This is a genomic window from Streptomyces sp. B5E4 (genome assembly GCF_039871555.1).
Taxonomy (GTDB): domain Bacteria; phylum Actinomycetota; class Actinomycetes; order Streptomycetales; family Streptomycetaceae; genus Streptomyces.
The window spans coordinates 87,979-110,844 of the sequence record NZ_JBDPMI010000027.1; the positions used below are offsets into that span (position 1 = coordinate 87,979).

The 22,866-nt window shown below is 73.6% G+C and carries 20 protein-coding genes; 12 read left to right on the plus strand and 8 right to left on the minus strand.

The annotated features are described in order from the left end of the window. Nucleotides 1-11: 11 nt before the first annotated feature. The 3 genes from ABGA99_RS28090 (at nucleotide 12) to ABGA99_RS28100 (ending at nucleotide 3,343) form a co-directional block, all read left to right on the plus strand. On the plus strand, nucleotides 12-998 hold the full coding sequence (locus ABGA99_RS28090) for a hypothetical protein (protein WP_347583688.1): 987 nt from the start codon (nucleotides 12-14) through the stop codon (nucleotides 996-998). Nucleotides 999-1,134: 136 nt separating this feature from the next. Beyond that, nucleotides 1,135-1,818 carry a DUF3558 family protein gene (locus ABGA99_RS28095; protein WP_347580195.1) on the plus strand — a complete coding sequence of 228 codons (684 nt, stop codon included), beginning with the start codon at nucleotides 1,135-1,137 and terminating at the stop codon, nucleotides 1,816-1,818. 124 nt (nucleotides 1,819-1,942) lie between these two features. Further along, nucleotides 1,943-3,343 (plus strand): DUF2637 domain-containing protein, encoded by a 1,401-nt coding sequence (locus ABGA99_RS28100; protein ID WP_347583689.1) that lies wholly within the window; start codon nucleotides 1,943-1,945, stop codon nucleotides 3,341-3,343. A gap of 28 nt (nucleotides 3,344-3,371) precedes the next feature. Here ABGA99_RS28100 and lysS read toward each other — a convergent pair whose 3' ends face one another. Then, nucleotides 3,372-5,093: a lysine--tRNA ligase gene (gene lysS / locus ABGA99_RS28105; RefSeq protein WP_347583690.1), complete on the minus strand. Its 1,722-nt coding sequence runs from the start codon at nucleotides 5,091-5,093 to the stop codon at nucleotides 3,372-3,374. A 129-nt stretch (nucleotides 5,094-5,222) separates the two neighbouring features. Here lysS and argS point away from each other — a divergent pair, with 129 nt between their 5' ends. The 3 genes from argS to ABGA99_RS28120 all read left to right on the plus strand — a co-directional run bounded on the left by argS (nucleotide 5,223) and on the right by ABGA99_RS28120 (nucleotide 8,939). Next, entirely contained in the window at nucleotides 5,223-7,004 is a 1,782-nt protein-coding gene (argS, locus tag ABGA99_RS28110; protein ID WP_347583691.1) for an arginine--tRNA ligase, read from the plus strand. Nucleotides 7,005-7,095: 91 nt separating this feature from the next. Beyond that, nucleotides 7,096-7,938: an alpha/beta hydrolase gene (locus ABGA99_RS28115; protein WP_347583692.1), complete on the plus strand. Its 843-nt coding sequence runs from the start codon at nucleotides 7,096-7,098 to the stop codon at nucleotides 7,936-7,938. Nucleotides 7,939-7,943: 5 nt separating this feature from the next. Continuing rightward, nucleotides 7,944-8,939 (plus strand): zinc-binding dehydrogenase, encoded by a 996-nt coding sequence (locus ABGA99_RS28120; RefSeq protein WP_347583693.1) that lies wholly within the window; start codon nucleotides 7,944-7,946, stop codon nucleotides 8,937-8,939. Nucleotides 8,940-8,962: 23 nt separating this feature from the next. On the opposite strand, the gene ABGA99_RS28125 is transcribed toward ABGA99_RS28120, so the two are convergent. After that, nucleotides 8,963-9,577 (minus strand): XRE family transcriptional regulator, encoded by a 615-nt coding sequence (locus tag ABGA99_RS28125; protein WP_347580201.1) that lies wholly within the window; start codon nucleotides 9,575-9,577, stop codon nucleotides 8,963-8,965. Nucleotides 9,578-9,632: 55 nt separating this feature from the next. Here ABGA99_RS28125 and ABGA99_RS28130 point away from each other — a divergent pair, with 55 nt between their 5' ends. The 4 genes from ABGA99_RS28130 to ABGA99_RS28145 all read left to right on the plus strand — a co-directional run bounded on the left by ABGA99_RS28130 (nucleotide 9,633) and on the right by ABGA99_RS28145 (nucleotide 13,720). Further along, nucleotides 9,633-10,730 carry an NAD(P)/FAD-dependent oxidoreductase gene (locus tag ABGA99_RS28130; protein WP_347583694.1) on the plus strand — a complete coding sequence of 366 codons (1,098 nt, stop codon included), beginning with the start codon at nucleotides 9,633-9,635 and terminating at the stop codon, nucleotides 10,728-10,730. A 41-nt stretch (nucleotides 10,731-10,771) separates the two neighbouring features. Further along, nucleotides 10,772-11,422 (plus strand): class I SAM-dependent methyltransferase, encoded by a 651-nt coding sequence (locus ABGA99_RS28135; protein WP_347583695.1) that lies wholly within the window; start codon nucleotides 10,772-10,774, stop codon nucleotides 11,420-11,422. A gap of 121 nt (nucleotides 11,423-11,543) precedes the next feature. Beyond that, the gene (locus ABGA99_RS28140) at nucleotides 11,544-13,046 is read left to right on the plus strand and encodes a hypothetical protein (RefSeq protein WP_347580204.1); all 1,503 of its coding nucleotides are present in this window, start codon (nucleotides 11,544-11,546) and stop codon (nucleotides 13,044-13,046) included. A 14-nt stretch (nucleotides 13,047-13,060) separates the two neighbouring features. Beyond that, on the plus strand, nucleotides 13,061-13,720 hold the full coding sequence (locus ABGA99_RS28145) for an NUDIX hydrolase (protein WP_347583696.1): 660 nt from the start codon (nucleotides 13,061-13,063) through the stop codon (nucleotides 13,718-13,720). A 69-nt stretch (nucleotides 13,721-13,789) separates the two neighbouring features. Here the strand turns inward: ABGA99_RS28145 and hemB are convergent, their stop codons facing one another. The 6 genes from hemB to ABGA99_RS28175 all read right to left on the minus strand — a co-directional run bounded on the left by hemB (nucleotide 13,790) and on the right by ABGA99_RS28175 (nucleotide 20,427). Further along, entirely contained in the window at nucleotides 13,790-14,806 is a 1,017-nt protein-coding gene (hemB, locus tag ABGA99_RS28150) for a porphobilinogen synthase (RefSeq protein WP_347583697.1), read from the minus strand. Between the two features lie 147 nt (nucleotides 14,807-14,953). Continuing rightward, nucleotides 14,954-16,582 (minus strand): uroporphyrinogen-III synthase, encoded by a 1,629-nt coding sequence (locus tag ABGA99_RS28155; RefSeq protein ID WP_347583704.1) that lies wholly within the window; start codon nucleotides 16,580-16,582, stop codon nucleotides 14,954-14,956. A gap of 101 nt (nucleotides 16,583-16,683) precedes the next feature. Next, nucleotides 16,684-17,730, minus strand: coding sequence for a hydroxymethylbilane synthase (gene hemC, locus ABGA99_RS28160; RefSeq protein ID WP_347580207.1), 1,047 nt, complete (start codon nucleotides 17,728-17,730; stop codon nucleotides 16,684-16,686). Then, nucleotides 17,727-19,190 carry a glutamyl-tRNA reductase gene (locus tag ABGA99_RS28165; RefSeq protein WP_347583698.1) on the minus strand — a complete coding sequence of 488 codons (1,464 nt, stop codon included), beginning with the start codon at nucleotides 19,188-19,190 and terminating at the stop codon, nucleotides 17,727-17,729. The genes hemC and ABGA99_RS28165 overlap by 4 nt, the downstream gene beginning before the upstream one ends. Beyond that, nucleotides 19,187-19,999 (minus strand): redox-sensing transcriptional repressor Rex, encoded by an 813-nt coding sequence (locus ABGA99_RS28170; protein WP_347580209.1) that lies wholly within the window; start codon nucleotides 19,997-19,999, stop codon nucleotides 19,187-19,189. Before ABGA99_RS28170 ends, ABGA99_RS28165 begins: the two co-directional genes overlap by 4 nt. 143 nt (nucleotides 20,000-20,142) lie before the next feature. Next, entirely contained in the window at nucleotides 20,143-20,427 is a 285-nt protein-coding gene (locus tag ABGA99_RS28175; RefSeq protein WP_347583699.1) for a glutaredoxin family protein, read from the minus strand. Nucleotides 20,428-20,619: 192 nt separating this feature from the next. On the opposite strand from ABGA99_RS28175, the gene ABGA99_RS28180 reads away from it, so the two are divergent. Both ABGA99_RS28180 and ABGA99_RS28185 read left to right on the plus strand, forming a co-directional pair. Continuing rightward, nucleotides 20,620-21,597 (plus strand): HAD-IB family hydrolase, encoded by a 978-nt coding sequence (locus tag ABGA99_RS28180; protein WP_347580211.1) that lies wholly within the window; start codon nucleotides 20,620-20,622, stop codon nucleotides 21,595-21,597. 338 nt (nucleotides 21,598-21,935) lie between these two features. Beyond that, a complete protein-coding gene (locus ABGA99_RS28185) occupies nucleotides 21,936-22,742 on the plus strand; it encodes an ECF subfamily RNA polymerase sigma factor, BldN family (RefSeq protein ID WP_347580212.1) in 807 nt (268 codons plus the stop codon). The last annotated feature ends 124 nt before the right edge of the window (nucleotides 22,743-22,866 follow it).

The window sequence follows — 22,866 nt, forward strand, 5'->3', positions numbered from 1 at the left end:
AGCCTTCTCCCGTGCAGCGAAGGGCACTCGCGCCGGCCGTGACGACGGCCGCCGTGCTCGCGGTCGTCCTGGCGGGCTGCACCGGCTCGGACGAGGGCAGCGGCGCGGTCGACAGCCAGACCGGTGGCGCCGGCGCCAGCTCGGCGACGGTGCCCTCGGGGAGGTACAGCACGCTGCCCGAGCCGTGCACGGCGCTCGGCGCCGGGACGCTGGAGGACCTGCTGCCCGGGGCGGCGGACGAGGAGAGCGACGAGGACGCCGAGAACTCCGAGGACGCCGAGGACGCCCTTGCCGGCGAGCCGGACCTGACGTACGACGCCGACCGTCAGGTGGGCTGCCGCTGGGAGCGGGAGACCACGGAGGGCGGGCACAAGCTGGAGTTGCAGTTCGAGCGGATCGTGTCGTACGACGACGAGGTCAGCGACGACCAGCAGGCCGCCCAGGTCTACGCCGAGCGGGCCGAGGAACACGACGTCGACGTGAGCAACGGCCGGCCCGACCTGCCCGACAAGGCGGAGACCGGCAACGCCTCGGGCGGCGTCCCGGCCACGGGCCGGAGCAGCCCGCCGGACGGCGGCAGGGACGGGGACGCCGGCGCGAGCGATGAGCCGGGGTCGGGCGGGGACAGCGCCGAGGCGGGCGGCGAAAGCTCCGAAGAAGGCACGAACGGCGGCACGAACGGCAGCACGGGCGGGAGCCCGGACGACGGCACCGCCTCCGGCACCGACTCCCCCGACGACGACTCCAGTCCCGCCGAGACCATCGCCCCCCGCCTCCTCGACGGCATCGGCGACGAGTCGTTCCTCGACGACAGGACCGCCGGCGGGGACACCGGGGTGCAGCGCGAGGTGACAGTGGTGTTCCGCACGTCGAACGTCGTGGTGACCGTCACGTATGACCAGTGGCACACCGCGGACGTCGAGCCGCCGGACAGCGCTGAGCTGCAACAGCGCGCCCAGCAGGTGGCCGACCAGCTCGCCGACCGGCTCGCCGACTGACGTCCCGGCCGCCCCGGTCGCCCGTACGCCGTCGGCGCCGGCGGGTACGCTCGCAAGCCGGCGCTCGCGAGGCGCCTGGCCCAGGGGCGTCGTGCCCCCACCACGCGCCGCCCGACGACCGAGTGATGAAGGACCCATGCACCGCTCTACGACCCGCATCCCCCGAGTCCTGGCCGCTGCGGCCGTGCCCGTGATACTCCTCACCGCCGGCTGCTCCTCCGGCGACGACGGCGGCGACAGCGGCAAGCCGGGCAGCGCCGCACCGTCCACGGAGAGCAGCGAGCCGCAGGTCGAGCCGGCGAAGTTCGCCAAGCTGCCCGACCCCTGCGCCGCGCTCGCGAAGGACAGCATCAAGGACCTGGTGCCGGGCGCGAAGAACACCGCCGGCAAGGCGGGCAAGTCCGCCGACACCTCCCAGCGCAGCAGTTGCGCCTGGGACGGCCTGGACGGCTACCAGTGGCGCTGGCTCGACGTCTCCTACCAGCGCTACGACTCCGACCCGGCCGTCGGCAGCGGCGCCGACCGCGCCGCGGAGTACTACGGCAAGCAGGTCAAGGCCGCCGAGGCCGTCGAGAACGCCAAGGGCATGAAGTCCTCGGCGCCGTCGGGACTGGGCCAGAAGGCCGCGGGGTTCACGTACGAGACGACCGAGGACAAGCAGGACTACCGCAAGCAGACGGTGGTCTCCCTGCACGAAAACGTCGTCGTCACCGTCAATTACCACGGCGCCGGCTTCCAGGGCTCGGATCAGCCCAAGTCCGCCGACCTGCTGAAGGACGCCGAGAAGGCGACCAAGGAGGCCCTGGCCGCGGTGAAGTGAGCGAACCTGCATACGCAAGCCCGTACAGCCGTGCGAGGCTAGCGTGGCTCCGGGCCGGGCCCGGGGCGGCCGGTGATCGCCAGCGGAGAGGGAACGGCGCGTGGACAGGGCTCCTGCGATACGCATGAACCGAACGCACCGCATACTCGTCACCGTCGTCGTCCTCGGCGCGGTGGTGATCGCGGCGATCGGCTTCGCCGGGTCCTACGCGGCCGTGCGCGACCTCGCCGAGAAGAAGGGCTTCGGCGACTTCGCGGTCTTCTTCCCCATCGGCATCGACGCCGGCATCGTGGTGCTCCTGGCGCTCGACCTGCTGCTGACCTGGATCCGCATCCCGTTCCCGCTGCTGCGGCAGACGGCCTGGCTGCTGACGGCGGCGACGATCGCCTTCAACGGCGCGGCGGCGTGGCCCGACCCTCTCGGGGTCGCCATGCACGGGATCATCCCGGTGCTGTTCGTGGTGGCGGTGGAGGCCGCGCGGCACGCGATCGGGCGGGTCGCGGACATCACCGCCGACAAGTACATGGAGGGCGTGCGCGTCTCGCGCTGGCTGCTGGCCTTCCCCTCCACGTTCCGGCTCTGGCGGCGGATGAAGCTGTGGGAGCTGCGCTCGTACGAGGAGGTCATCCGCCTCGAACAGGACCGCATGGTCTACCGCGCCCGGCTGCGCGCCCGCTACGGGCGCGCCTGGCGGCGGAAGGCGCCGGTGGAGGCGGTCATGCCGCTGAAGCTGGCGCGGTACGGGGTGCCGCTGGCGGAGACGGCGCAGGCGGGGCTGGCGGCGGCGGGCATCGACGCACCGCTGCGGCCGCAGACGCCGCAGGCGGAGCTGGCGCCGGGGGGCGCGGGGGCGGCCGAGCCTGTGCCGGTCACCCGGGCGGCGCAGGTCGCACAGGTCCCGCAGACGGCGCAGGTCATGCAGACCGCACAGGCCGCACAGGACGTACGAACCGCACAGACCGCGCAAGCCGTGCCGCCCGTGCAGACCGCACCGCCGAGGCGATCCGCACCGCCCACCCAGGTCGCGTATCCGCCCGCGGCCGCCGCCCCGCAGGCCGAGCAGGCGCCCGTCCCCGTGGCGGAGCCCGAGCCGCTGCCCGCCCCCGAGGCCGTCGCGACGATCCCGGGACCCGCACCCCGCCGTGACCTGCGCGCCCCCGTCGCCGTCAACGGCCACCCGCGGTCCGCGCCGCAGGCGCCGTCCTTCGTCGCCCCGCCGCCCCCGGACCCCGAGCCCGAGCAGGAGCCCGAACCCGAGCCGGTGCCGGAGCCCGTCGCCACCGAGGACCCCACCGAGGTCCTCGGCCTGCCGGACGGCGTGCCGTACGACGACGCGCTCTTCGGCTTCTACCGCCAATACGTGCTGGACGAGGGCCGCTTCCCCTCCCCGCGCCCGTTCGCCCGCTACCTGCGCGACGTCCACGGCGTGCAGCACGCCGACGGCCGCGCGCTCAGCGAGCGCTACCTGCGGACGTACCTCCCCGAGCTGCGCGAACGGTACAACCAGGGCATGGGCACCGCCTGACCGGCAGGCGGCGCCCCACCCCGCGGCGTCAGCCGCCCAGCAGCTCCCGCACCCGCTCCTGCCCCACCGCCAGCAGCAGCGTCGGCAGCCGCGGCCCCGTGTCGCGGCCCACCAGCAGCCGGTACAGCAGCGCGAAGAACGCGCGCTGCTCCGTCTTCAGCTCCGGCGTCGGCCTCGCGTCCGCGGGCAGCCCGGCGCGCAGCTTCGGCACCCCGTACAGCAGCGTCGTCAGCCCGTCCAGCGACCAGTGCTCGTCGAGCCCGGCGAGCAGCAGCCGCAGCAGCTCCCGCTCGTCGGCGCCCAGCGACGCCAGCAGCTCCGCGTCCACGTCCTTGCGCACCTGGGTGCGCTGGTCGGCCGGGACCTGCGTGGTGATCCAGCGCTCCGCCTTGTCCAGCCGCGGCCGCACCTCGGCCAGCGACGTCAGCGGGTGCTCCGGGTCGACCTCGGCGAGGATCCGCAGCGTCTGCTCGTCGTCGCCCGCGGTCACGTCGGTCACAGAGGCGAGCATGCGGTACGGCAGCGGGCGCGGCGTCGCCGGCAGCGGCCCGGCGGCGGTGCCCGCGGCGCGCTCGTACGCCGCGACGTCGCCCGGCTGCGCCGTGCCCGCGCCGACCTTGCGGACGAGGGCGTCCCACTCGTCGTACGTCCGCTGGATCTCCTGGTCGAAGGCGACCTTGAACGACTGGTTCGGCCGGCGCCGCGCGTACAGCCAGCGCAGCAGCATCGGCTCCATGATCTCCAGCGCCTCGGCGGGGGTCGGCACGCCGCCCTTCGACGAGGACATCTTGGCCATGCCGCTGATGCCGACGAACGCGTACATCGGACCGATGGGCCGCTCCCAGCCGAAGATCCCGACCAGCTTGCCGCCGACGTTCCAGGAGGAGCCGGGCGAGTGGTGGTCGACGCCCGAGGGCTCGAAGACCACGCCCTCGTACGCCCAGCGCATCGGCCAGTCGACCTTCCACACGAGCTTGCCGCGGTCGTACTCCGCGAGCCGCACGGTCTCGCCGTGCCCGCAGGCGCAGGTGTACGTCAGCTCGGTGGTCTCGTCGTCGTACGCGGTGACCGTCGTCAGGTCGCGCTCGCAGACCCCGCAGTACGGCTTGTACGGGTAGTACGCGCCGCCGGCCGTCAGGCCGTCGTCCTCGTCGGCGGCGCCGGAGCCCTCGGCCGCGGCCAGCTCCGCCTCGTCCACCGGCTTCTGCTGCTGCTTCTTCTGCTGCTTGGGCTTGGTACGGAACTCGGCGAGGACCGCGTCGATGTCGGCGCGGTGCCGCATCGCGAAGAGGATCTGCTCGCGGTACGCACCCGCCGTGTACCTCTCCGTCTGGCTGATGCCGCGGTACGTCACGCCCATCTCGGCGAGCGCGCCCTCCATGGCCGCCTTGAAGTGCGCGGCCCAACTCGGGTGCGGGCTGCCCGCGGGCGCGGGCACGGAGGTCAGCGGCTTGCCGATGTGCTCCGCCCAGGACTCGTCGACGCCCTCGACGCCGACGGGCACCTTGCGGAAGCGGTCGTAGTCGTCCCAGGAGATCACGTGGTCGCAGGGGATGCCGCGGCGGCGGATCTCGTCGGCCACCAGGTGCGGGGTCATCACCTCGCGCAGGTTGCCCAGGTGGATCGGGCCCGACGGGGACAGGCCGGAGGCACAGACCACCGGTTTGCCGGGGGCGCGACGCTCCGCCTCGGCGATGACCTCGTCGGCGAAACGGGAGACCCAGTCGGCGGCCTCGGCGGTGGCACCCACAGTCCTGACTTCCTCTCTCTGCGCGCCTCTGCAGCGCTGGCGGGACCATTCTCCCAAACAAAATCGTCTTGCCCTGCATGGGATACTGAGGGCTCATCCCACCTCCAGAAGGAAGCGGCGATCACGAACATGGCCTCAGTCCCGTCCCTCGCCACCCGGGTCCGGCAGCGCGTCGCGGACGCCCTTGCGGCAGCACTGCCGCAGGAGGCGGCCGCCGACCCCCTGCTGCGACGCAGCGACCGGGCGGACTTCCAGGCCAACGGGATGCTGGCGCTGGCCAAGCGGCTGAAGACCAACCCGCGCGAGCTGGCCGGCCAGGTCGCCGCGCAGGTCGACGCGGGCGACGTGCTCGCGGACGTCGAGGTCTCCGGGCCGGGCTTCCTCAACATCGCGGTGACGGACGCGGCGATCACGTCGAACCTCGCCGCGCGCGCCGCGGACGACCGCCTCGGCGTCCCGTACGCGGACGCCCCCGGCACGACCGTCGTCGACTACGCCCAGCCGAACGTCGCGAAGGAGATGCACGTCGGGCACCTGCGCTCGGCGGTCATCGGCGACTCGCTCGTACGGGTGCTGGAGTTCACCGGCGAGACGGTGGTCAGGCGGCACCACATCGGCGACTGGGGCACGCAGTTCGGCATGCTCATCCAGTACCTGGACGAGCACCCGCACGAGCTGGACCACGGCGGGACGGACGGCGCCGCCGTCTCCGGCGAAGAGGCCGCCTCGAACCTCAACCGGCTCTACAAGGCCGCCCGCGCCGTCTTCGACGCCGACGACGCCTTCAAGGAGCGGGCCCGGCGCCGGGTCGTCGCGCTCCAGTCGGGCGACCCGGAGACGCGGGCGCTGTGGCAGCGGTTCGTGGACGAGTCGAAGCTGTACTTCTTCTCCGTCTTCGACAAGCTCGACATGGAGGTCAGGGACGCCGACATCGTCGGCGAGTCCGGCTACAACGACATGCTGGACGAGACCTGCGAGCTGCTCGCGGACGCGGGCGTCGCGGTCGACTCCGAGGGCGCGCTGTGCGTCTTCTTCGACGACATCAAGGGCCAGGACGGCCAGCCGGTGCCGCTGATCGTCCGCAAGTCCGACGGCGGCTACGGCTACGCGGCCACCGACCTGTCCGCCATCCGCGACCGGGTGTTCAACCTCAAGGCGCAGACCCTGCTCTACGTCGTGGACCACCGGCAGTCGCTGCACTTCCGGATGGTCTTCGAGACGGCCCGGCGCATGGGCTGGCTCGACGGCGACGTGACGGCGATCCAGCTCGCCTTCGGCACGGTCCTGGGCAAGGACGGCAAGCCGTTCAAGACCCGGGCGGGCACGACCGTACGGCTGGAGGACCTGCTCGACGAGGCGATCGACCGCGCCTCGTCGGTCGTCCGGGAGAAGGCCGACAAGGCGGTGCCGCCGCTGACGGAGGCGGAGATCGCGGAGCGCGGCACGCAGGTGGGCATCGGCGCGGTCAAGTACGCGGACCTGTCCACGTCCGCGGCCCGGGACTACAAGTTCGACCTGGACCAGATGGTGTCCCTGCACGGCGACACCTCGGTCTACCTCCAGTACGCGTACGCGCGTATCCGCTCCATCCTCCGCCGCGCCGGTGACACCGCCCGCCCGGCGGCCCACCCGGAGCTGCCGCTCGAAGCGGCCGAGCGGGCCCTCGGCCTGCACGTGGACGGCTTCGCGGCGGTGGTCGCGGAGGCGGCGGAGGAGTACGCGCCGCACAAGATCGCGGCGTACCTCTACCAACTCGCGTCGCACTTCACGACCTTCTACGAGCACTGCCCGGTCCTGAAGGCGGACACCCCCGCCCAGGTGGAGAACCGCCTGTTCCTCAGCGACCTCACGGCCCGGACCCTGCACACCGGCATGTCCCTCCTGGGCATCCGCACCCCCGAGCGCCTCTGACGGCCCGCCCACCCCGGCACTCCGCCCCGGCATTCGCCGGCGGGTGCGGCCGGGGCGGGGTCGGTGGGACCGCTCCCGTACGCTGATCGTCATGAGCGACTGGGAGTTGACGCGGACCTTCGCCAGTTCCGCCGGCGAGGTCCGCTGGGACCGGCTCGGTCCGGACGGGAGCGCCGGGGCGCGGCCCGTGGTGCTGCTGCACGGCACGCCGTGGTCCTCGTACACCTGGCGCGCCGTCGCCCGCGCGCTGGCCCGCAGGCGCGCGGTCTACGTGTGGGACATGCCCGGTTACGGGCAGTCGGAGAAGGCCGCCGGGCAGGACGTCTCGCTCGGCGCCCAGGGGCGGATCTTCGCCCAACTGCTCACCCACTGGCAGTTGGACGGCCCGCTGGTCGTCGCGCACGACTTCGGCGGTGCCGTCGCGCTGCGCGCGCACCTGCTGCACGGCGCCGCGTACCGCGCGCTGGCCCTGGTCGACCCCGTCGCCCTCGCCCCGTGGGGCTCGCCGTTCTTCCGTCTCGTACGGGACAACGCGCCCGTCTTCGAGCAGCTCCCGGCGGCACTGCACACGGCGCTGGTCCGCGAGTACATCACCACCACCGGCGGCCCCGGCCTCCACCCGGCCGTCCTCGACGCCCTCGTGGCCCCCTGGACGGACGACGCGGGCCGCCCGGCCTTCTACCGCCAGATCGCCCAGGCCGACCAGCGCTACACCGACGAGATCCAGCCCCGCTACGGCGAGATCGCCCTGCCCACGCTCCTGTGCTGGGGCACGGACGACACCTGGATCCCGGTCGCCAAGGCCCACGAACTGCACACCCTCATCCCGCACGCCGGGCTGGAGCTGTTCGAGGGCGCGGGCCACCTGGTCCAGGAGGACGCCCCGGCCGAACTGACCGCCGTCCTGCAGACGTTCCTCGCCGAACAGGAGTGAGCACGATGCGTGCCGTTGTGGTGGAGAAGCCCGGACCCGCCGATTCGCTGAGCGTGACGGAGAAGCCCGCGCCGGCGCCCGGCCCCGGTGAGATATCGGTCGACGTCGCGTACGCCGGCGTGGGGTTCGTGGACACGTTGTTCCGCGCGGGCGCCTTCGAGCTGCCCCTGCCGTTCGTGCCGGGGATCGAGGCCACCGGGCACGTGCGGGAGGCGGGGCCGGGCGTCACCGGGTTCGAGCCGGGCGCGCCGGTCGGGGTGCTGCTCAACGACTTCGGCCGCGGTCCGCGGGCCGGCGGGTACGCCGAAGTGGCCGTCGCGCACGCCTCGATGGCCACCGTGCTGCCCGCGGACGCCGACCTGGCCCGGATGTGCGCCCTGCTGATCAACGGGGTCACGGGGTGGCTCGCGCTGCACGACCTGGCCCGCGTCACCGACCGGGACACCGTGCTGGTGCTGGGCGCCGGCGGCGGGCTCGGCAGCATCACCGGGCGGCTGGCCGCCGCGCACGGCGTGCGCCGGGTCGTCGGCGTGTTCGGCAGCGAGGCCAGGAAGCCGGCGGGCGGCGGCGAGTGGACGGACATGGTGCTCGCCGCGGACCTGGCGTCGGTCGTCGCGGAGATCACCGGGGCGGACGGCGGCGGCGGTGTCGACGTCGTCATCGACCCGGTCGGCGGCGATCTCCGTACCCGCGCCTTCGACCTGCTGGCGCCCTTCGGCCGGCAGGTGGTCGTCGGCAACGCCAGCGGCCAGGACCCCGCGCTGTCGGGCGACGCGGTCTGGCTGCACAGCCGGCAGCTCCTCGGCCTGAGCCTCGGCGGCGTCGCCCACGCCGTCCCGGAGCAGGTCGGCGCGGCCCTGTCGGCGGTGGTCGACCTCGTCCACCGCGGTGTCGTACGGGAGCCGGCACCCGCCGTGCTGCCCCTGGACCGCGCGGCCGAGGTGCACGCGGCGCTGGAGAACCGGACGGCGCCGGCGAAGACGGTGCTGGCCGTCCGCTGAGCCGGCGGGCGCGCGGAGGGTCTTCAGGACGACGACCTGGGGCGGGCGCGCAGGTGGGCGCGTTCGCCCTGGCCGCCGAAGAGGCTGAGGAACTCCACCGGCTCGTCGTCCGCCGCACCGAACCAGTGCGGTACGCGGGTGTCGAACTCGGCCGCCTCGCCGGGTTCGAGGATCAGGTCGTGTTCGCCGAGCACGACGCGCAGCCGGCCGTTCATCACGTACATCCACTCGTAGCCCTCGTGGGTGCGCAGGTCCGGCTCCCGGCGCCCGCTGCCCGCCGGCAGGATCAGCTTGAACGCCTGGATGCCGCCGGCGCGGCGGGACAGCGGCAGCATCGTCATGCCGTTGCGGGTGACCGGGCGCAGGTGGATGCGCGGGTCGCCGGTGGGCGGGGCGCCGACGAGTTCGTCGAGCGTGACGCCGTGGGCGCGGGCCAGGGGCAGCAGCAGCTCCAGCGTGGGGCGGCGGCTGCCGGACTCCAGCCGGGACAGGGTGCTCACCGAGATCCCGGTGGCCGCGGACAGCTCGGCGAGCGTCTGCTCGCGCTGGCGGCGCAGCTCGCGCAGGCGGGGGCCGACGGCGGCGAGGGCGGTGTCCGGCTCGCCGCCGGGGTCGGGGGTGCTGTCGGTGTCAGCCATACGAACAGTTTGCCATAACGGCAACAGCGTTTGCGTATGTGGCGGTGCCGGCCGCATGGTCGTCGGCATGGAGGTGGTCGACGTGACCGAAAGGACCGGGAGGGCCGGGATCGCCGAGTGGGCCGAGGCCGGCGCATGGGCGGAGGGCCCCGAGGCGGGCGACGAGCCGGCGGAGAGCTACGAGGTCGTGGTGGTCGGCGGCGGCGCCGCCGGGCTGACCGGTGCGCTGATGCTGGCCCGCTCCCGCCGCTCCGTGGCGGTGATCGACGCGGGCGCCCCGCGCAACGCCCCGGCGGACGGCGTACACGGGCTGCTGGGCCGCGAGGGCATGCCGCCGGGCGAGCTGCTGGCGCGCGGCCGGGCGGAGGTGCGCGGGTACGGGGGCCACGTGGTGTCCGGCGAGGTCACCGGGGTGACCCGGGATCCGGAGGCCGGCCCCGGCGACGGCGGGACCGCGGAGGGCGACGGCGGGTTCGTCGTCACCCTCGCCGGCGGCAGGTCCGTACGCGCCCGGCGGCTCCTCGTCACCACCGGTCTCGTCGACGAGCTGCCGCCCGTCGCCGGACTGCGTGAGCGCTGGGGCCGGGACGTCCTGCACTGCCCGTACTGCCACGGCTGGGAGGTCCGCGACCAGGCCATCGGCGTGCTGGCCACCGGGCCCATGGCCCTGCACCAGGCCATGCTGTTCCGGCAGTTGAGCGCCGACGTCACGTACTTCGCCCACACCACGGAGCCGCCGGCCGGCGAGGACGCCGAGCAGTTGGCCGCCCTCGGCGTGCGCGTCGTCACCGGCGAGGTCGCGGGCCTGGAGGTGGCCGCGGACCGGCTCACGGGCGTACGCCTCACGGACGGCACCGTCGTCCCCCGCCAGGCGCTCGCGGTGGCCCCGCGCATGGTGGCCCGCGCCGGGCTCCTGACGGCCCTCGGCCTCACGCCCGTCGCCCACCCGTCCGGCATGGGCGAGCACATCCCCGCCGACGCCACCGGCCGCGCCGGCGTACCGGGGGTGTGGGTCGCGGGCAACGTCACCGACATGACCGCCCAGGTCCACGCCGCCTCGTCGGCCGGCGCCATGGCAGGCGCGCAGATCAACGCCGACCTCGCCGCCGAGGACACCCGCCGGGCGGTCGCCGCCCGCCGGGTCGGCGTGTGACGTACGTACCGACCGAGACGACGACAGAGAGGGACACCGGGATGACGAACGCGACGGAAGAGTTCGGCGAGGCGTACTGGGAAGAGAAGTACCGCGCCCGCGACGCGATCTGGAGCGGCCGCCCCAACACCCAGCTCGTGGCCGAACTCACCGGCCTGCCGCCCGGCACCGCCCTGGAGGCCGGCTGCGGCGAGGGCGCCGACGCCATCTGGCTCGCCGAGCACGGCTGGCGGGTGACGGCCGTGGACATCTCCGCCACCGCGCTGGACCGCGCCCGCGCCCACGCCGAGGCGCGCGGCCCAAAGGTCGCGGGACGGATCACGTGGGTACGGGCCGACCTGACCGACGCCACCCCCGACGGCGCCCCCTTCGACCTGGTCACCACCCACTACGTCCACACCACCGCCTCCCGCCAGGCGCTCTTCGGCCGCCTCGCGGCGATGGTGGCCCCCGGCGGCACCCTGCTCGTCGTCGGCCACCACGAGACGGACCCCCGCGCCGCGGACATCGCCGAAGCCCACCCGGGCGTGCACTTCACCGCGGAGGACGTGGCGGCGGACCTGGCCACGGAATCCTGGGACATCGCCGTGGCGGAAGTCCGCACCCGCCGGGCCCCGGAAGGCCACGAACCCCACTCCCCCGACCAACCGGCCGAACACCACGACGCGGTACTGCGCGCACGGCGGCGCTGACGGAGGCGGGGCCCCGCGCACAGCGCGTCCCCCTCTCGGGGATACGGCTGTCGCACGTCCTGCGATACGGAAGGATGATCGAGCGGGACGATCCGACGGCGACCGGGCAGGGGTGGGGACGATGGCGACGCGACAGTGGGAGTTCCAGGACCTCCGCGACCGGTACCCGGTCATGGCGCAGGCGCTGGACAACCAGTGGTTACCGCCCTCCGCCGCGGCGTCCCGGCAGGCGGCGACCGCCTCCCCGGGCCGGGACGACGCACACCTGGCCGCGGCCTCCGCGGAACTGCGCAGGGCCTTGGTCAACAGCGGCACGCTCGTCGCCAACCGCGCCTACTTCCTCAACAATCCGGCGCTGTACGAGAACTTCGCCGCCGGCGCTCCCGCCGACGAGCGTCGTGCGTTCGCCCGTCTGCTCGATGACGGCAGCCTCGTTCCCTTCCTGCTCGGCGAGCGCGACCCCGCGGAGCGGCCGGCGCACCTCGACCGCGACCGCGTGCACCGGTTCAGCATCGACGAGCGGATCCACCGGAGCTGGCAGCGGCTGCTGGAAGAAGAGGCGGAACCGGCATGCGTCCGGCTGTCCTGGGACGACGACGCGAACCGCGTGGCGACGCGGCGGATCGGGGAGTACTTCGGCCGTAACGTCGTCACCCTCAACAGGCTCGACCCGGTGCTGCTCGCCGAGGACCTCGGCATCCCGGTCGCGCAGGCGGACGCCATGCGCCGCGGCATCCTCACCGACATCGCCCGCTGGTCCGTCGACCAGGATCCCGACACGGCCCTTACCCGCAACGCGGTCTACGAGAACTTCTTCACCCGCCCCGGCACCCAGCCGCACGAGCGACTGCTGCGCGACAGCGACCACATCCTGCCCGCCAAGCAACTCGTCGACCTGCTCTACAACATCGGCGTGCCGGTCGCCGCCGACATCGTCGCCGCCACCCCGCCCCAGTCCCCGCCCCGCAGCGCCCTGCAGGAACTGACCGCGGCCGCCGCCGACCCGGTCGCCGACCCCGAGGCGCTCGGCAAGCTGCTGCGCGGCGTCTTCGCCGACGCCCTGCACCGGGCGGTCGACGGGCCCCACTCGTACGGCAGTCTCTCGCTCGCCGAGATCGTCGCCCTGCGCCAGGAGGAGGAGTGGCGTGCGTACATCGACGCGCTCAGCGGCTTCGTCACCTCCGGCTTCACCGCCGACCTGGTGCCCTCCCCCCACGACTTCGCCGCCGCCACCGCGCAGATCGCCCGGCTCCACGCCCGGATGCTGCGCCGGGCGCGGAAGATCAGCCGCGGGCCCGGAGCCTTCCGGCGCGAGATCGGCGTCATGCTGGTACTCGAATCGCCAGGCGTGGTCCTGCGGATACTCGCGGGCGAGGCCTCCCTGCTCAGCGGCTCACTCGACGCCGTCGGCGTGGTCGCAGGACCGCTGGTGATGCGCATGGTGTTCACGGAGGCCCGCGCGTCCCGGGGCGGCCTCGGCCACAGCATCACCCTGCCGGCGCTGCGGCTGCGCAGCCTGCGCAAGGACTGGGAGACGATCCTCCGTGCCTACGGCCAGGAGACCCGTCCCGCCGCGGGCAGCACGGTGGCGAGCGAGGCGGACCAGCAGGTGACCGCACCCTAGCGAGCGGAGGACGGATGACGGTCGAAAAAGACGACCCGCTGGAGCACTACCTGAAGCTGCGCCGCGACCGCCCCGGGCTGTTCCTGAACGAACCCGGTGGAATCGAGATCCTCGACGGCGTGACGGCCGTGGACGGTGTTCCGGTCGGGGTGGTCTACCGCGACCCGTACGTGACGATCGTGCGCGATCCGGTCCGCTTCCCGGACGGCAGGCGGGGCACGTACATCCGGCTGCTCGACTCGCCCGGTTCCCCCGGCGTCGTGACGCTGCCGCTGCTCGGCGGCGGCGCGGAAGTGGTCCTCCTTGAGCACTACCGCCACGCCACCCGCGCATGTCACGTGGAGGTGCCGCGCGGCTTCGGCACGCCGGGGCTGAGCGACGAGGAGAGCGCGGCCAAGGAGATCACGGAAGAGATCGGCGCGACGGCCCGGGAGATCGTCCCGCTGGGGCGGCTGCACCCGGACACCGGTCTCGTGGGCGGGCACACGGAGCTCTACGCGGTACACATCGACGGCTACGGTGAGCCCGCCCGGGGGGAGGGAATCCGCCGCGTGTTCAGCGTGCTCCCCGCGGAGGCGGAGGACCTGGTGCGCACGGGGCGGATCACCGACGCCTTCACCATCGCCGTGCTGGCCCGCGCCCGCCTGGCGGGGCTGCTGGAGGGCGTGGCGTGAAGGGGCCGCGCGGGCCGGGGGGACGGCCCGCCCCGGGCGCCACCCCGGCTGCCGCGCGGCCCCCGCGCGTCAGCCGCGGAGCTGCCGGGCGGCGTCCATGGCCCAGTACGTGAGGATGAGCTGTGCTCCGGCCCGCCTGATCCCCGTCAGCGTCTCCATCATCGCCGCGTCCCGGTCGACCCAGCCGCGCTCCGCCGCCGCCTCGACCATCGCGTACTCGCCCGAGATCTGGTACGCCGCCACCGGCACGTCCGACTCGTCGGCGACCCGGCGCAGCACGTCCAGGTACGGTCCGGCCGGCTTGACCATCACCATGTCGGCGCCCTCCGCGAGGTCGAGGGACAGCTCCCGCAGCGCCTCGCGGGCGTTCGGTGGATCCTGCTGGTACGTCTTCCGGTCGCCCTGCAGCGAGGAGTTGGTCGCCTCGCGGAAGGGCCCGAAGAAGGCGGAGGAGTACTTCACGGTGTAGGCGAGGATCCCCGCGTCCTGGTGGCCCGCCCGGTCCAGGGCCTCGCGGATCACCGCGACCTGGCCGTCCATCATGCCGCTCGGCCCCAGCACGTGCGCCCCGGCGTCCGCCTGCACCACGGCCATCTCCGCGTACCGCACGAGCGTCGCGTCGTTGTCGACCCGGCCGGCGGCGTCCAGCACCCCGCAGTGCCCGTGGTCGGTGGTCTCGTCCAGGCACACGTCGGACATGATCACCAGGTCGTCCCCGACCTCGGCCCGCACGTCGCGCAGCGCGACCTGGAGGATGCCGTCCGGGTCCGTGCCGGCCGAGCCGATCGCGTCCTTCTTGTGCTCCTCCGGCACGCCGAAGAGCATGATCCCGCCGACGCCCGCGGCGACGGCCTCGGCGGCGGCCTTCTTCAGGGAGTCGCGGGTGTGCTGCACGACGCCGGGCATGGACGGGATCGGCGCCGGCTCGTCGATGCCTTCGCGGACGAAGGCGGGCAGGATCAGCTCCGCCGGGTGCAGCCGGGTCTCGGCGACCATGCGCCGCATCGCGGGCGTGGTACGCAGCCGCCGCGGGCGGACGACGGGAACGGTGACAGGGCCGGGGTGCGGGGCGTCGGTGCCGGACACGTGTGTGCTTACCTCCGTGGTGCTCCGGGGCGGCCGGTGGCCGGCCCGGCGAGGGAGGGCACATGCGAACGCGCCCCCACACCGGGCCGCGGGGGCCGGGTGGATTCCACCGTACGCCCCCGCGATGACACCTCCCGCAGGCCCCTGTCAGGTCGTGGTCGTCGTCCGCGCCCGCCGTCGCGGCCTGCGCTCGCTGGGCCGGGTGACGTGCTCCCCGGCCTCGACCGCCGCCTCCCGGCGCCGCGCGCCGTACTCCGCCAGCGCCTCGGCCAGCCGGTGCACGGACGGCTCCGGCGCCATGACGTCGACGCGCAGCCCGTGCTCCTCCGCCGTCTTCGCCGTGGCCGGGCCGATACAGGCGATGACCGTGACGTTGTGCGGCTTGCCGGCGATGCCGACGAGGTTCCGTACCGTCGAGGACGAGGTGAACAGCACGGCGTCGAACCCGCCGCCCTTGATCGCCTCGCGGGTCTCGGCCGGCGGCGGCGACGCGCGCACCGTGCGGTACGCGGTGATGTCGTCGACCTCCCAGCCGAGGTCCTTCAGCCCTGCCACCAGCGTCTCGGTGGCGATGTCGGCCCGCGGCAGGAACACCCGGTCGATCGGGTCGAAGACCGGGTCGTAGGGCGGCCAGTCCTCCAGCAGCCCGTGCGACGACTGCTCGCCGCTGGGCTGCAGGTCGGGCCGTACGCCGAACTCCACCAGCGCCGCCGCCGTCTGCTCGCCGACCGCGGCGACCTTGATCCCGGCGAACGCGCGGGCATCGAGCCCGTACTCCTCGAACTTCTCCCGCACCGCCTTGACGGCGTTGACGGACGTGAAGGCGATCCACTCGTACCGCCCGGTGACCAGGCCCTTGACCGCCCGCTCCATCTGCTGCGGAGTGCGCGGCGGCTCGACGGCGATGGTCGGCACCTCGTGCGGCACGGCACCGTACGAGCGCAGTTGCTCGGACAGCGACGCCGCCTGCTCCTTCGTCCGCGGCACGAGCACGTGCCAGCCGAAGAGCGGCTTGGACTCGAACCAGGCGAGCTGCTCGCGACGGGCCGGCGCGCTCTGCTCGCCGACGACCGCTATCACCGCCTGCCCGGCGTCCGGCGACGGCAGTACCTTCGCGGACTTCAGCACCTGCGCGACGCTGCCGAGCGTGGCGCTGAACGTCCGCTGCCGCGTGGTCGTCCCCGCGAGCGTGACCGTCATCGGGGTGTCCGGCTTGCGTCCCGCGGCGACCAGCTCGCGCGCCGTCGCGGCGGTGGCCTCCAGGGACGTCTGCACCACGAGCGTGCAGTCGCTGGCGCCCGCCTCGCCCCAGATCTGCTCCGAGGCGGTCGCGGCGTCCACGACGCGCACGTCCGTACCCTCCGGGTCGTGCAGCGGTACGCCGGCGTACGCGGGCACGCCGACGGCGGTCGCGACACCGGGCACCACCTCGAAGGCGATGCCCTCCGCGGCGCACGCGCGCATCGCCTGCGCGGCACCGCCGTCGAGGCCCGGATCGCCCGCCACGGCATGCACGACCCGCCTGCCGGCGCGCGCGGCCTCCATGACAAGATGGCCTGCGTCAGCGGCCGTTGGCGGTTCGTCGTCCCCCGCGGCCGCCGACGTATGCGCCGCGGGCGCAGGCGCCGCCGACGTGTGCGGCATGACCGCGCCGGCGCGCGCGTGGGCGCGTACGACGGCGAGGACCTTGGGGTCGGCGATCAGGACGTCGGCGGCGGACAGCGCTTCCACGGCCCGCAGCGTCAGCAGTCCGGGATCTCCTGGTCCTGCGCCCAGGAACGTGACGTGCCCGCGGGCGGCGGGACCGGGCGGGCGGGCCGCGCCGGTCGCTGCGGTACGCGCCGACGCGCTGGCCTTACGGGTCGAAGGCGTGGGGCTCAAAGTCGCTCCCCCATCAGACCGGCCGCACCCTTGGCGAGCATCTCTTCTGCGAGCTCGCTTCCGAGTGCCACGGCGTCGTCGTACGACGCCGGCACGGGGCCGGTGGCGGACATCTGCACCAGAGCGGAGCCGTCGGGGGTGCCGACGACGCCGCGCAGGCGCATCTCGGTGACAGTCGACGCTGTGCCCGGACCGGCCCCGGAGGGACCCTCCGCGTGCAGGTCGGCGAGCGCGCCCACGGGCGCGCTGCAGCCGGCCTCCAGGGCGGCGAGCAGCGTCCGCTCGGCGGTGACGGCGACCCGCGTCTGCGGGTCGTCGAGCTCCGCGAGCTGGGCGGTCAGGTGCGCGCTCGACGAGGCGCACTCGACCGCCAGGGCCCCCTGGCCGGGGGCGGGCAAGACTGCGTCGAGGGGGATCAGCTCGGTGACCTCGGCCAGTCGGCCGAGGCGGCTGAGCCCCGCGGCGGCGAGCGCGACGGCGTCGAGCTCGCCCTTCTGGACGTACCCGATGCGGGTGTCGACGTTCCCGCGGACCGGGACCGTCTCGATCGCGCCCCCGAGGGAGCGGGCCCAGGCGTGCAACTGGCAGGCGCGGCGTGCGGAGCCGGTGCCTATACGGGGCCGGCCGCCGACGGCGAGCAGGTCCTCGAAGCCGAGGGCGTCGCGGGCGACGAGCACGTCGCGCGGGTCCTCGCGGGGCGGCACGGCGGCGATCACCAGCTCCTCGGGCTGCGCGGTCGGCAGGTCCTTCAGCGAGTGCACCGCGAGGTCCACCTCGCCGTTCACCACTGCCTCGCGCAGGGCGGCGACGAAGACGCCCTGGCCGCCGATCTCGGACAGGTGCTGCCGGGACACGTCCCCGTACGTCGTGATCTCGACCAGCTCGACGGCCCGCCCGGTCAGACGGCGGACCGATTCGGCAACCTGCTCGGACTGCGCGAGCGCGAGCTTGCTGCGCCGCGTACCCAGGCGCAACGGGCGCAGGAAGCGCGGGGCTTCCTGCGCCTCGGCCCCCTTCGCCGGCGTCGGCTTGGCTGCGGTCATGACGGCTCCCGTTCACTGCGTGCGCTGGCCGCCGCGCGGCCGGAGTCCGCGCGGCTGACTGCGTCGACGGTGGCCGGGTCGAGGTCGAAGAGCTCCCGCAGGGCGTCCGCGTACCCCGCTCCACCGGGGGTGGCGGCCAGCTCCTTGACCCGTACGGTCGGCGCGTGCAGCAGCTTGTCCACGACGCGGCGCACGGTCTGCGCCACCTCGGCCCGCTGACGTTCGTCGAGCCCGGGCAGCCTACCCTCCAAACGGGCGATCTCGCCCGCGACGACGTCCTGGGCCATGGTCCGCAGCGCGACCACGGTGGGCGTGATGCTGGCGGCGCGCTGCGCGGCCCCGAAGACGTCGACCTCCTCGGCCACGATGGCCCGTACCTGGTCCACGTCGGCGGCCATGGGCGCATCGGCGGAGGCGCCGGCGAGTGCCTCGATGTCGACGAACCGCACCCCGGGCGTCTCGTGCAGTGCGTGATCGATATCACGCGGCATGGCCAGGTCAAGCAGAGCGAGCACGGCGCCGTCGGCGGCCGCGCCGCCGCTCGCGCCGCCGGCGCGACGGCGCAGTGCGTCGCGGACCTCGTCGGCCGTCAGCACCAGGCCCGTCGCGCCCGTGCAGGAGACGACCACGTCCGCCGTCACCAGCTCGTCCGCGATCTCCTCCACCCGTACGGCACGGGCCGCCGGGGCGTCCACGGGCCCGCTCTGCGACGGGATCGGACCCGCCGCGGGCGACCCCGTACCCCAGCCGCCCGCGACCGCGGACCCCGCGTTCAGGCTCGCCGCCAGGCGCTCCGCACGCTCGTACGTGCGGTTGGCGATCACCAGCTCCGCCGCCCCCGCCCGCGCCAGCGTCGTCGCCGCCAGGGACGACATCGAGCCCGCGCCGATCACCAGCGCGTGGCGTCCCGCCACCCACTCGGCCACCGGGGCGCCGGCCGCGAGCTGCGTCAGCCCGAACGACACCAGCGACTGCCCGGCCTTGTCGATGCCCGTCTCGCTGTGCGCCCGCTTGCCGACCCGCAGCGCCTGCTGGAACAGGTCGTTCAGCGTCCGGCCCGCGGTGTGCATCCGCTGCCCGAGCGCCAGCGACTCCTTGATCTGGCCGAGGATCTGCCCCTCGCCGACGACCATGGAGTCCAGCCCGCAGCCCACCGTGAACAGGTGGTGCACGGCGCGGTCCTCGTAGTGCACGTACAGGTGCGGCGTCAGCTCCTCCAGGCTCGCGCCCGCATGCTGCGCCAGCAGCAGCGACAGCTCGGCGACGCCCGCGTGGAACTTGTCCACCGCGGCGTACAGCTCGATCCGGTTGCACGTGGCCAGCACCGCCGCCTCCGTGACCGGAGCGGCCGCCACCGCGTCCGTGAGCAGCTTCGCGCGCGCGTCAGGCGCGAGCGAGGCCCGCTCCAGCACGCTCACGGGCGCGCTGCGGTGGCTGAGGCCGACGACGAGGACACTCATGCGGGCATCACGGCGGGCACGTCCCCGTCGGGCCCCTGCCCGGTGCGCTTCTTCGCGGCGGCGGCGGGGCCCGCCGCGGCGTCCGCCTCCGGCGTACCGCCCTGCGCCGCCGCGGCCGCCGCCTCGGCCTCGCGCAGCTCGGCCTCCTCGCCGGCCTTGCGCTGCTCGTGGAAAGCGAGGATCTGCAGCTCTATCGAGAGGTCCACCTTGCGGACGTCGACGCCCTCGGGGACGTTCAGCACGGTCGGCGCGAAGTTGAGGATCGAGGTGACGCCCGCCTCCACCAGCCGGTTGCAGACCGCCTGCGCGGCGCCCGCGGGGGTGGCGATGACGCCGATGGAGACGCCGCTCTCCTTGATCAGCGGCTCCAGTTCGTCGGTGTGCCGCACGGTCAGGCCCGCGACCTGCTTGCCGGTCATGGCCCGGTCGGCGTCGATGAGCCCGGCGACGCGGAAGCCGCGGGAGGCGAAGCCGCCGTAGCCGGCGAGGGCGGCGCCGAGGTTACCGATACCGACGATGACCACGGGCCAGTCCTGGGTCAGGCCCAGCTCGCGGGAGATCTGGTAGACGAGGTACTCGACGTCGTAGCCGACGCCGCGGGTGCCGTAGGAGCCGAGGTACGAGAAGTCCTTGCGCAGCTTCGCCGAGTTGACGCCGGCGGCGGCGGCCAGTTCCTCGGAGGAGACCGTGGGCACGGAACGCTCCGAGAGCGCCGTGAGGGCCCGCAGATACAGCGGGAGCCGGGCGACGGTGGCCTCGGGGATCCCTCGGCTTCGGGTCGCCGTTCGGTGAGTTCGGCCAGTTGCCACAGTGCTCCTGACGCTAGCGCGGTGCCGCGTACGGCCCGCCGGGGCGAAACCGCACTGATGAGAGAAGGCTATGCCTTTGTGAACGCGTGCACAAAGATGGTGTCCGCTTTGTCCGGGCAAAGTGACGGGCGTCACCCCGCGCGTCATGACCGCAGCGCCCGCCGCAGCCTCTCCGGGTCGACCCGCCAGAAGTCGTGCTGCTCACCGTCCACGAGGACCACCGGGATCTGCTCCCAGTAGCGCCGGTACAGCTCCTCGTCCCGGGTGATGTCCCTCTCCTCCCAGCCCGCGCCCAGCTCCGTACAGACGGAGACGACGACCTCGCGCGCCTCGTCGCACAGATGGCAGCCGGGCTTGCCGATGAAGGTCACGGTCCGGTCGGCGGGGGCGGGCGCGGAAGCGGCGGTCCTACGTCGCAACAGGCTCATGTCATTGATTGTGCCGCCCTGCACGGGCATCCGGAGCCGCCCGTAAGCGAGCAGAACAGGGCAGAGAGCGCGCGTACAGCGAACAAAGCCGGGCAGAGAGCGTATGGAGCCGGGCAGAAGCCACCCGGGAGTTCACGCGTGCGTCCACGGAGGCCCGGCCCCTCGACACCGGTTGGCCCGCCGTACGCCGTTATGCTCATCAGTATGGCCGCATTCGGATGGCTCAGCCGCAGACGCCGCGCGACCGCGCGCAGCGTCGCCGCCGGCGAGGCGGCGGCCGAGGCGGCGCGCAAGACGTCACAGGAACTGGAGCACGCGGAAGCCGTACGCACGGAAGGCGTCACGGCGGACGGCGGGGCAGCGAAAGAGGATGAGGAACCGGACTTCCCCGTCCACGGGGACGTGCACGCGGCGGCCTTCTTCGACCTCGACAACACGATCATGCAGGGTGCCGCGCTTTACCACTTCGGCCGCGGGCTGTACAAGCGCAAGTTCTTCCGCACCCGCGATCTCGCCCGGTTCGCCTGGCAGCAGGCGTACTTCCGCCTCGCCGGCGCCGAGCACTCCGGGCACATGGAGGACGCGCAGTCCAGCGCTCTGTCCATCGTGCAGGGCCATCGCGTCGCCGATCTCATGGAGATGGGCGAGGAGATCTACGACGAGTACATGGCCGAGCGCATCTGGCCCGGCACCCGCGCGCTGGCGCAGGCGCACCTCGACGCCGGCCAGAAGGTGTGGCTCGTCACCGCCGCCCCCGTCGAGACCGCGACGATCATCGCCCGCAGACTCGGCCTGACCGGCGCGCTGGGCACGGTCGCGGAGTCCGTCGGCGGCGTCTACACCGGCCGGCTCGTCGGCGAAGTGCTGCACGGCCCCGCCAAGGCCGAGGCCGTACGGGCCCTCGCCGCCGCCGAGACGCTGGAGCTGGTGCGCTGCGCCGCGTACAGCGACTCGGCCAACGACATCCCGATGCTCTCCCTCGTCGGCCACCCGTACGCGATCAACCCCGATGCGCGGCTGCGCAAGCACGCGCGCGAACACGGGTGGCGGCTGCGCGACTACCGTACGGGCCGCAAGGCGGCGAAGGTCGGCATCCCGGCCGCGGCGGGCGTCGGCGCGGTGGCCGGCGGCGCGGTCGCGGCCGCCGCCCTGCAGCGCCGCCGCCGTTGACAGCGGACGCACGTGTACGCCCCCCGGCCGGAGCCCCCGGCCCCGCCGTCAACGGGGCGCAGCCGGCCTGCCTGTGACCGATTCTTCCGGGAAACACACAACACGCCCGTGAACCAGGCAGTTCGTGTCACTTACCGATCAAACTCAATCCGACGGCCGATACTTGAGGGGGCGTCAATAGGCTACGGATCGGACGGAAACGGTGATTTGAGCAACTGGAGGTAGCGCGCCCGACACGAAGCGTTATTCTCCTCAGACGCAATCCGGTGCCCGCACATACCTACGTCGGTCAACGGTCCCGCACTGAACGTGATGGAAGCACTGCCTCTGGGAGTCCCGTGTACTCACACGTCGGGGTTGACGCCTCAGGCCTGGCTACGCTGCGCGCGCAGGTGATCGAGCAACTGCGCCTCTTCTCGCCCGCCCTGGCCGTCGCCGGCCCCGCCGCGAGTCCCGCCGCCGGCCCGGTCGTGGGCCCCGCCTACGTCCTCACCGACGGCAGCGCCGCGGTCGGCAGCAGACGCCGGCAGGGCGGCGGTGCGGGCACCCGCGAGCGTAGCGGCAGGCAGACCAGGCAGCCGCAGCCCTCGACCGGCGACAGCCGCCGGATGATGGACCTGGTCGAGCGCGCCCAGTCCGGCGAGACCGAGGCGTTCGGCCGGCTCTACGACCAGTACGCCGACACCGTCTACCGCTACATCTACTACCGCGTCGGCGGCCGGGCGACGGCCGAGGACCTCACCTCGGAAACCTTCCTGCGCGCCCTGCGCCGGATCGGCACGTTCACCTGGCAGGGCCGGGACTTCGGCGCCTGGCTGGTGACGATCGCGCGCAACCTCGTCGCGGACCACTTCAAGTCCAGCCGGTTCCGGCTGGAGGTCACCACCGGCGAGATGCTGGACCCCAGCGAGACCGAGCGCAGCCCCGAGGACTCCGTGCTGGAGTCGCTGTCCAACACCGCGCTGCTGGAGACCGTGCGCAAGCTCAACCCGCAGCAGCAGGAGTGCGTGACCCTCCGCTTCCTGCAGGGGCTTTCGGTGGCCGAGACCGCCAAGGTGATGGGCAAGAACGAAGGCGCGATCAAGACCCTGCAGTACCGGGCGGTGCGCACCCTCGCCCGGCTGCTGCCGGACGACGCCCGCTGACGGGAACCGATCTCCCTTGACTTCTCCGATACCCGGGCCGCCCGCGCCCATCGAAGTAGTATCAACGCCACCGCGTAACCCGACTGCCCTGCCCGTCGTTGAGCGGGTAGCAGGGCTTCTTCGG